This window comes from Embleya sp. NPDC059213 (assembly GCF_042754445.1).
Lineage (GTDB): Bacteria > Actinomycetota > Actinomycetes > Streptomycetales > Streptomycetaceae > Embleya.
Map to the genome: position 1 here is coordinate 1 of NZ_JBHZAV010000271.1, position 9,897 is coordinate 9,897.

Genomic DNA, 9,897 nt, shown 5'->3' on the forward strand with positions numbered 1-9,897 from the left:
CCTGGGTACCGGCTCGGCGCTGCGACCGCGGGTCGCGGGAGCCTGTTTCGAGTCTGGTGGGGGGTACGGGCCGGCGGCGGCCCGCCGGCTCAGCCCGGGGCATCCGCGGGCACCGGGGTGGGCGGCTGGGCCGCGTCGTCGGCGGTGTACGCGCCGACGACCGGGTCGTGGTGGATCTGTCGTTTGCTCAGGCCGAGTCGGCGCAGCACGCGGGCACTGTCCAGCACCATCGCGGGCGGACCGCTCAGATACGCGTCGCAGTCGTAGCGGGGCCCGTACTCCCGGACCACGTCGGAGACCCCGCCGCTGATGCCGGCCAGGGTCAGGTCGTCGAGCGCCGGCCGTACGCGCAGCCAGGACACCCGCTGGGACAGCCGCAGCAGGTCCTCCAGGCCGTACAGCCCGCTGTGCGCGCTGGCGCCGTAGAACAGGTCGACGAAGCGATCGGTGCCGTAGTAGGCCAGTTCCTCGACCATCGCCTTCAGCGGCGCCAGTCCGGTACCGCCCGCCACGCACAACACCGGATTGGGCGCCAGGTGGTCCACGACCATCTCGCCCATCGCGGCGCCCAGTTTGACGCGATCGCCCGGCTTGGCCTTGTGCACCAGCGCGTTGCTGACCCAGCCCGCGGGCACCGAGCGCACGTGGAAGGTGAGCAGGCCGTTCGGGTCGGGCGCGTTGGCGATCGAGTACGCCCGCCACACCCGCGGCCACCACGGGGTCTCCAGGAACGTGTACTGGCCCGCCCGGTAGGGGAACGCCAGGTCGGGGCGCACGGTGACCACGGCGATGTCGTCGGCGGGCTTGTCGTGCGAGACGATTTCCGCGGTCCAGTGTGGGGGGTTGGTCAGCGCGTCCTCGTCGGCCGCGCCGACCATGATGCCCGCGGCGGCGCCGTACGCGCGCACCCAGGCGTTGTGGACCGCGTCGCTCCAGGTGTCGCCGCTGAATCGGGCGAGCGCGGCGACCAGGCACTCGCCGACCAGGTCGTAGTGTTCGGCGACGACATCGAACTTGCGATGGTCACGGCCGAGTTGGCCGAGGAAACCGCTGAGCGCCGGAGCATTCTCCAGGTCGCCCACGATACGGATCAGCGCGTGCAGCAGACGGTCGCGCTGGACGTCCATCGCCGGGGGGAACAGGTCGCGCAGGTCGGGGCGGCGCAGGAACAGCAGCGCGTAGAAGTGGGACGTGACATCCGCGGCCCGGGGGGCGACGACCGCGAGATTTCGTCGGATGATTTCTGCGTCTTGAGATTCCAAAATCGGCCCATCGGTAGCCCTTCCGCATGAGGGTTGTCCGGCCGGTTCCGTCGAGAGTTCTTCGTGGAACACCGGCGGCCGGAACACGATCATGGGGTTGTCGTACCGGCGTCAAGTCGAAGGCCCGGTTCCGGTTACGGATCGACAGAAGTCCTCTTTGTGGCTGAAGGTGACGTTTGTACGGACACTTTGCGTATCCATACGCTCACGTATGGCTGTGGTGAAGTGCCTGGTAGGAGGGCGAATTCCAGCCTGCGAGGGAGGGTGCGCGGGACGGACGCGAGGATGCCGCGACGGGCCGGGATGCGGCTGTGGAGGTTCATCAAGCTGAGCCCCGACGCACGAGGCGCCGTCGGGCGCAGCGCTCGGCTCGGGTCGACCCGGATCGACGATGCGGACGGCGGCCGGGGACCTCGCCCGCGGGGGTCGGCTTTCGGGATGGGCATACTGGCGGGATGGTCGATGCGCAGGGGTTGGCGGGGATGGGGGCCGAGCGACTTCGGGGCATGTGTCTCGGGTTCAACGGGGCGGTGGAGGAGTTTCCGTTCGGGCGGAATCCGGACCTGTCGACGTTCAAGGTGGGCGGGAAGATCTTCGCCTTCTCGACGCTGACCGATGCGCCGCCGTTGCGGGTGAGCCTGAAGTGCGACCCGGAACTCGCGATCCGGCTGCGCGCCGAGCACCCGGCGATCGTCCCCGGCTACCACCTGAGCAAGCGGCACTGGAACACGGTGACCCTGGACGGCTCGCTGCCGGAGACGATGGTGCGGGACCTGATCGAGGACTCCTACGACCTCGTGGTCGCCCGGTTGCCGAAGCTGCAACAGCTCAAGCTGGATTGGCCCGGCGGCCGACCGGACGAGACGTAGCCGACGGCGGACGCCGGGCGGCTGGTTGCCCGCTGCTCCGCGCCGATCGAACGAACGCGCACGCCGCGCCTCCGGGTTGCCGTCGGGCCGGCTTCGTGCGTCCCGCGCCGGCGCGGCAACAGGCGCGCACCTTCTCCGAGTTCTCCACCGGCCGTCGGGCGGTCACGAAGCCGGCCGGCCGGGCGTGCGGATCGTTCGGGTCGCGACCATTCGGGTGATTTCGGAACCGCTCGGCGATCTCGTCGATTCGGCGGCGCCGAGAGCCGGAAAATCCGGCGAGCAGTTCATCACGCTGCGCAACCGAATCGGCGGGCGCGGGTCGGCTCGTGGCCGGCACGCGGTGGCCGGATTCGCCCGGGGCACGGGGCGGGTCCGGGCCACGAGAACCCGCGAAGAGCGCCCCGAGTCCGCGCGCGGCCCGGCTGCCGGCGGCGGAACCGCCGGTCGGCTTCGGGGGCGTTCGTGCACGTCAACGGCCCGGTGGGGGCGTTGTGCCGGCGGGGATCGAGGTGCCGAGCCCGGTTCGGGCGGCGCCGCCGTGCCGCCCCGCGGGCCGGGGGTGGTCGGGGCGCCGGACGGGCGGGCGATTGTGGGTCGGATGCGATGAGTTGCCGGCCGCCCGGGGCGCGGATCACGTCCATGAACGGACGTTGCCACGCCGAAGGTTCGAAATCCGTTCGGCGGAAGCCGGCGTCGGCGAGTATTTCCCGATTACCGCACCCGCGGCGGCCCCCGGCGGCCCCGGCCGGGTCGCGGCGGCGGACCCGCTCCGAGCGCCTCGGGCCTTGCGCCACAAGGGGAAACCGCCCTTCGGTCGGTCAACATCGGGACCGGACAGGAGGATTTGTCGCGTGTTTCGCGGATCCCCGCGTGGGCTCTCGTCGTTGATCCAAGGGGGTGTTTCGGGCGCGTCTTTCTCGCGGTTCGAAATGCCCCCCGTGTGACGGAGAGTTACAGTCATGGAAATGGGTACTGGCGCAACGGCGTTCGACCCGATCGGTCGGATGGTCCGGCCGGTCGAAAGCGATCGGTACCCCCGCACCACGAAAGGCATCTCATGAACAAGGCACAACTCGTCGAAGCCATCGCCGACAAGCTCGGCGGTCGGGCCGCGGCCGAGGAAGCGGTCGACGCGGTTCTGGACACGATCATCCGCTCGGTCGTCGCCGGGGACCGGGTCTCGGTCACCGGCTTCGGCTCGTTCGAGAAGGTCGAGCGTGCCGCTCGGTACGCCCGTAACCCTCAGACGGGCGAACGGGTTCGGGTCAAGAAGACCTCGGTGCCGCGCTTCCGCCCCGGCCAGGGCTTCAAGGACCTCACCGGCGGCACCAAGAAGCTGACCCGTGGCGAGACCGCGATCAAGAAGGCTTCGCCGGGCACGGTGACCGGTGGCGGCACCGTCGCGGGCAAGAAGGCCGCGGCCAAGAAGACCACCGCGAAGAAGGCGGCGACCAAGAAGGCCACCGCGAAGAAGGCGACGACCCGGGCCACGGCGGCCAAGACGGCTGCCCCGGCCCGCAAGACCACGGCGAAGAAGGCCGTCGCGAAGACCACCGCCGCGAAGAAGACCACCGCCGCCAAGTCGACGGCGGCCAAGAAGACCACCGCGAAGAAGACCACGGCGAAGACGACCGCGGCCAAGACCACCGCCAAGAAGGCCGCCTCCAAGACGCCCACCACCCGCAGCACGCCCGGTCGCAAGACGGCCGCCAAGCGCACGACGAGCGCTCGCACCGCCAAGCGCGCCTGAGGACCAACCCGGTCGGATGCGATGGTCGGACCGCCCGTGCGGGGCGGTCCGACCGGGGTGCCGGATCGGAACGCCCCGCGGGTCCCACGGAGCGTTCCGACGGCGGACCGACCGGCCCGGAGCCCCCGCCCGGAGCTCCTGCTCCGAGCCCCTGCCCCGGGCCGCCGCACCGCGCCCCGCCCGTCAGCCCCCGTTCAACTCCGCCACGATCGACGCCGGGCTGTGCCCGCTCCCGTCGGATTGCCGGTGGAAGTCCACCGCGACGAAGTTCGGGTTCCGTCCCGCCGCCGTCGCGCACTGTTGTGCGATGCGATTGCGCAGCTTGCTCCCGTTGTCCAGGGCGGCGGTGCCGATCGTCGGCACATTGCGGAAGTGGCTCATCGCGAACAACCGGCGAAAACCGGGTTCGGTCCGGTTCAGCGGGATGTCGGACCACCGGCTGGTGCAGGCCAGGTCATTGCCCAGGTCGCCCAGGCTCCAGTAGTTCTGCACGGTCCAGTCCCGGTCGTACATCACGCCCAGGCCCTCCTTGCCGGGCTTGTCGGAGAACAGCAGCAGGCGCTTGTTCGCGGTGACCATGTCCGCCACCCGAGGCCAGCCGTTGTCCCGCACGCCAGCGGTGTCCGGGCGAAACAGCAGCTCGGGCAGTCCGCGCACCCGATCGAGCGAGCGTTGGAGCTGTGCGGTATCGACGTAGTCCTCCAGGAACACGGTCACCACCTCCAGCGGATTCGCGTTCAGGAAGTCGACCACGGTCTGCATCGTCCCGGCGAAGCTCTGCCGAGGCAGGGCGTAGGTCACCCCGGCGAACCCCTTGCAGTCCCCGTGACACAGATACACGTCACTGGGGTAGCAGTCGCTGCCGAAGCTGATGACGCACAGACCGGTGCTGTGCTCGTACCAGTGCGTGTCGAGCATCAGCCCGCGTACACCCCGGTCCAACTGCCCGCGCACCGACTCGGACTGGTTGACCGAGGACCACCGCGAGTCCTCGTAGTTGGTGAACGAGTTGTGCGTGGTCAACGAAGTGACCTGGTCGAGCCGGTCGTTGCCCCAACGTTGCGCCGCGGCGGTGAGGGGTGCCGCGGTTGCCGTGCCGGAGGCGGTCGAGGGGACGAGGGCGGCCAGGAGCGCGAGCAACACGATCAGGAGCCCGGGTCCGGGCCGGCGGACGGAGGGCAACGCACCGCGGGAGTGCGGGCGTTGCGCGGATTCGGGGGAGGCGGCCGGTCTGCCGCCGGAAGAGTTCATGGCAGGGGAACGTACTCGGAACCGGCCGCGTTTTGACCCCCGTCGACCGAACGGGCCGGGATCACGCCACCAGCAGCGCCAGATCCCAACCCGCCGTCGCGCGACCCTCGGCGTACGCGTCCAGGGCCAGTGCGATGCCCGCCGCGCCCTCCAGGAAGGCCGGTACGTCCGTGCCCTGCGGCAGGTCGGTCATCGTGGTGCGGAAGCCGAAGCGGTACGCGTCGTGATACTGGTCCAGCACCAGCGCGGCCAACTCGTCCCGGACGAGCGGGAGTCGGGCGTCGTCCAGGTGTTCGCCCAGCAGGCCGAGCAGGTGCAGCATCCCGCCCCAGCCGTGGCACAGCGCCGCGTCGTCGATGCCCCAGTCGGCGATCGGGGTGTCGAGCAGGCCGGTCAACGAACGACGGGTCAACTCGTGCCAGTCCGGCCGATCGAGCGCGAGCGCGGCCGACTGGATCGCCCGGGACACGCCGGGGACGCCGTAGCACCAGGACGGGCGGGGCGCCTGGGCATCCGGATCGGGGCCGGCCGCCCATTCGTCGAGCGTGCGCACGGGCGGCCACCACAGCGCGTCCCCGTCGGGAACGGCGCACTCGGCGAGCAACGCGACCAGACTCTCGATCGCCGCGCGCTGCCCCGGCACCCGGACGCCCGCGCGCCAGGCGAGTGCGAGCAGCGCCAGTGGTCCGGCGACGCCGTGCGACAGGCCCAGGTTGAGGTGGCCGTCCGGCAACTCGGCCTCCTGGCCCAGTTTGGGCGCGGCCAGGGTCCACCAGCGCGGCACCTTGCGCCCGCGGTGGGTGATCTCGCCGTCGGCCAGCGCGGTCAGGTGGGACAACACCGTCCGCAATTCGTCGGCGCAGGCCGCGCCGCCGGTGTCGTCCTCGACGCGTGCCAGCAGATACCGGCCGATGCCGCTCAGCCCGCGCACGGTCTCGAACTCGCCGTTCGTGGGCAGCGGCTCGTCGATCCGCGGCCGGGGCAGGGTGGCCTGCACCACCCGGCGCTGATGCTCGTCCAGCCGGGCCAGGGCGGACACGTACCCGCCGGTGGCGTGGTGCGCGACCAGCGTGGCGACCGCGACCGCGCCGGGGCCGTCGAAGACGCCGCCGGCCGGAAACCGCTCGCGGGCCAGTGCCGCCATCGCCCGGACCAGGTAGGCGTGGGCGCGGACGGGGTGTTCGGGGCCGCGCGGGGCGGTGCCGCTGAACGCCAGGGAGACCCCCGGGTAGCCGCCGGACAGCGACAGGTCGGCCCAGACCGGGGTCCCCGCGTCGGCCCCGGCCGCCACCGCCGCCGCGTTGGTGTCGGCGACGACGCCCGCCGGGTCGGCCAGTCGATCCAGCACGCGGGCCACGATCGTGCGGGCCCGATCGGCGTGGCGCGGTACGACCGTGTCGGTCGCCTGCTCAGCCGTGTCGGCCATGCCCATCCCCGTCCTCGTCGTGGAGTTGCGGTTTCGGCGCGTGCGCCAGCCGGCCCAGATGGTCGCTCGCGATGCCGCGCAGGATGTCGTAGCCGCGCTGTTCGCTCGCCCGGTCGATGCCGAGCAGCCGGTTGTGCTGCATGTGCAGCAGTGCGAGGACGGCGTTCTCGTGCGCGCTGCCCGCGGGTCGACGGCCCGCGTCGGACAACACGATCGTGCCGTAGGCGCGCGTCTCCGGTGCGTGCGACCACAATTCGGCCAGGGCCGGCATGCCCAGCCGGTCACCGGCCGCCGCCGCCGTGTGTCCGGGGCGGATCAGCTCCCGCACCAGCGCGCGGTGTCGGCGGAACCCGGTCCCGGTCGGGCGCTTGGCGAACGCGTACTCGACCCAGGAGCACCAGTCCCAGTCGCCCAGGCTCTCCAGCAGCAGCGCGTGGTCGACCGCGATCAGCACCTCGTTCGGCACGTCGAGCCCGCCACGCGCCCGCAGGCCCAGTTGGGCGATCGCCGACCTGCTGTCCAGCGCGAACATCCGCTCGGCGGCGGCCAGCGCGTCCGGCCCGCCGTACCGCTCGGTTTCCGGCTCGTAGACGTCCAGCGCCATCGTGCGGATCGTGCCCGCCTCGCGCATCGCCCGCACGTGTCGGACCAGTTCGGGCAGCACCCGTTCGCGCAACGCGGCCGGGTCGCCGTGCAGGCGGACCCGCAGATGCGGCTCGGGGTCCCGGTAGCGCATGAAGAACCAGCGGTCGACGTGCTCGCCGATGTCGGCGAGCAGCGCGGGCAGGCGGACCCGGAGCAGCTCGTCGTGCGTGTCGGGCGTCGCGTACAACTTCGCGAACAGCCAGTCCTCGCCCGGCAGATGGTAGGTCGCCGGACCGGGCGCCGGGGCGGCGGTGCGCGCCGCTGCCGCCGGCGCGGGCGCGGGGGTGACCCGGGCCCGGGAGCGCCGGGTCATCGGGAAGACCAGCTCCGTGCTGTAGCCGCCGGCCCAGCCGAAGCCGCGCCCGTGCTCGGTCAGGTCCTCGAACAGGGCCACCCGGCCCTTGCGCACCTCGTGGCGCAGCAGGGTGCGGTGCCACGGTGTGTCCAGATCGAGGCAGTACGCGCGGTCCCAGCGCACCAGTTGCACCCGGTCCGGCACGTCGAAGCGATCGCTCCACTCGCGCAGCGCGCGGTCGAACTCCCGCGGTTCCGCCGCGGCGGTGCGCATCGCGTGGTCCGGGGCCCAGCGTCGGGGCGCGGCGACCACCCGGCCGAAGGTCACCCGCGGCAGTTGCGGGAGGGCCTCCAGCCCGGCCCAGTCCCAGCCGGTCCAGGTGCGGGCCCGCCCGAAGACGATGTCCACCATCAGCCGGACCACCTTGGGCGCCTCGCGATCGAGGGCCACCATGTGCGGGACCACCGGCAACACCCGCTGCCCGGTCCCGGGCAGCGTCAGTTTCAGACCGGCCGGATCGACCCGCACGAGCAGTTCGCGCCAGTCCAGGCAGGACGGATCGCGCCGGTCGGCGTACACCCCGATCGGGATTTCGTACAGCAGCAGGCGCGGCACCTGGGCCATGTTCAACGCGCGTGCGGCGTATGGTGCGAAGGAGACCTGGGCGGCCACCGCGTCGGGATCCGCCGCGGCTGCGACGAGTGTGGCCAACTCCTGTGTGCTGTCCGTCAGTTCGGCGAAGCGGCCGGTCATCGCGCCGGCCGACCAGGAGCCGGCGTGTGGGGTGCCGGCCAGGCGGAAGCGGCCCTGATCGAGGGCGGCGGCATCGTCGGCCAGGAGTTGGAAGCACAGTTCGAGCGAGTTCGGCGGCTCGGCGGGCTCGTCGCCCTCGGGCTGCGCGGTGCCGGCCAGCCGGTCGATCAGCTCCGGGGTGAGCCGCAGTTCGCGATCGTCGCGCAGCAGCGCGTCCTGGACCAGTTCCGCGGTCAGCGTGCGCCGGTCGCGGCCGGGCCGATATTCGGTCACCGGTTGTTCGCCCGCGGTCAGGCGTTCGTCGTACCCGGCGGGGAAGCCCAGGCCCCGGTGCGCGTCCACGAGTTCGGCCAGTGGGACCGCCCCCGCGGTGCCGTACCGCTCGATGAACCGGTTCCGGTAGTCGCGCATGTGCGCGTGGGTGACCCACGCGTCGGACAGCGCCCACATCGCGCCGGCGTAGGCGCTCACCTCGTCGCCGACCGCCTGCGGCAGCACGATGTCGGCGGCCATCCGAAGATCCACCTGGACCGGCGGATGGGCGGCGTCGGCCCGTGGATCGACCAGCTTCATCAACCGGTGCCAGGACTGGGCACCCTCGCCGGGGCGGGCCTTCTCGTACTCGCGCACGGCGGCCCTGGTCGACCGGAACTCCTCTGTCGCGCCGGGGAGTTCCTCGATCGCTTCGTCGATCCGGTCGAGCAGCGCCTCGTCCAGTCGGTGCGGGGTGATCGAACTGAGCAGGAAGCCGTGCCGGAGCAGTTGGGCGACCAGGGCGTCGAGCCGATCCCGAGGTGCCTCGGGGAACGCCTCGGCGGCGCGATCGAGCACCCTTTCGTACGGGAGCGGGTGGGTCACGGCGGCGCAGACGTGCGCGACCGGTGCGCTGTACCGTACCGAGATCTCCTGCTCGGGCCCGGACAGCACCAGTCGGCCGTCCCGGACCCGGCACAGGTCGTTGAGCACCACGTCGACACGCCGGCGCACCTCCGGCGCGGCGAGCCAGGCCCGGACCTGTTCGTGCAGCCGACCGCCGTCCAGTCGCACGGCCTTGGCATCGGGGCCCTGCACGCGCACCCGCGCGGTCGGTCCCAGGTGGGCCGTGGCCACGCCCGCGAACAGGCCGAACGGGGTCGGGCGGCCGGTCATCCGCAGCGCGTACCGGGTCACCGACAGGGCGGTGCCGGTCAGCCGTTTCGGGCCGAGGTCCACGCCCGCGTCGAGGCGGTCCAGCGCCGCGGCCAGGCTGCCGCTGGCGACCTGCACGGCCTCGCGGAACAGCGGGTCGGCGGCGATCCGGCGCAGCCCTGCGGGGGTGTCCGCGTCGGCCGTGCCCGGATCCGGCTCGGCGTGATCGGGGCCGGCGTCGTGCCCGGCGTGCCGCCGGCTCGCCATCCGCACCAGGATCGGGCCGGCCGGTTCGTAGTCGTCGTCGCGCGCGCCGTTCCGTCCGCCCTGCGGATCGTTGTCGCGCGCAGCATCTCGCTCGGAGTGTCGCACCGTCTCTCGCACCGACCCCATACCCGTGTGACCGGCTCGCGCCGGGAGCCGACAAGCCGACCGGGGGCGGGCAGACCCGCCCGCGCACGGTTAACACTAACTGCAGCAGGTCCAGCAGCGGGACTGAACGCCCCAGGTGTTAGGGG

The 9,897-nt window shown here is 72.2% G+C and carries 6 protein-coding genes; 2 read left to right on the top strand and 4 right to left on the bottom strand.

Going from position 1 to position 9,897, the window contains the following annotated elements; translation table 11 throughout:
- Positions 1–89: 89 nt before the first annotated feature.
- The gene (locus ACFXMF_RS44595; protein WP_360319524.1) at positions 90–1,262 is read right to left on the bottom strand and encodes a globin domain-containing protein; all 1,173 of its coding nucleotides are present in this window, start codon (positions 1,260–1,262) and stop codon (positions 90–92) included.
- 482 nt (positions 1,263–1,744) lie between these two features.
- On the opposite strand from ACFXMF_RS44595, the gene ACFXMF_RS44600 reads away from it, so the two are divergent.
- Both ACFXMF_RS44600 and ACFXMF_RS44605 read left to right on the top strand, forming a co-directional pair.
- Complete coding sequence (locus ACFXMF_RS44600) at positions 1,745–2,131, top strand: MmcQ/YjbR family DNA-binding protein (protein ID WP_360319584.1); 387 nt, start codon at positions 1,745–1,747, stop codon at positions 2,129–2,131.
- Between the two features lie 1,057 nt (positions 2,132–3,188).
- Complete coding sequence (locus ACFXMF_RS44605; RefSeq protein ID WP_360319526.1) at positions 3,189–3,881, top strand: HU family DNA-binding protein; 693 nt, start codon at positions 3,189–3,191, stop codon at positions 3,879–3,881.
- A 183-nt stretch (positions 3,882–4,064) separates the two neighbouring features.
- Here ACFXMF_RS44605 and ACFXMF_RS44610 read toward each other — a convergent pair whose 3' ends face one another.
- The 3 genes from ACFXMF_RS44610 to ACFXMF_RS44620 form a co-directional block, all read right to left on the bottom strand.
- Positions 4,065–5,132, bottom strand: coding sequence for a PI-PLC domain-containing protein (locus tag ACFXMF_RS44610; protein WP_360319528.1), 1,068 nt, complete (start codon positions 5,130–5,132; stop codon positions 4,065–4,067).
- 61 nt (positions 5,133–5,193) lie between these two features.
- Complete coding sequence (locus ACFXMF_RS44615; protein ID WP_379992525.1) at positions 5,194–6,558, bottom strand: lanthionine synthetase C family protein; 1,365 nt, start codon at positions 6,556–6,558, stop codon at positions 5,194–5,196.
- Complete coding sequence (locus ACFXMF_RS44620) at positions 6,542–9,751, bottom strand: lantibiotic dehydratase (RefSeq protein ID WP_380018095.1); 3,210 nt, start codon at positions 9,749–9,751, stop codon at positions 6,542–6,544. The genes ACFXMF_RS44615 and ACFXMF_RS44620 overlap by 17 nt, the downstream gene beginning before the upstream one ends.
- Positions 9,752–9,897: the final 146 nt, after the last annotated feature.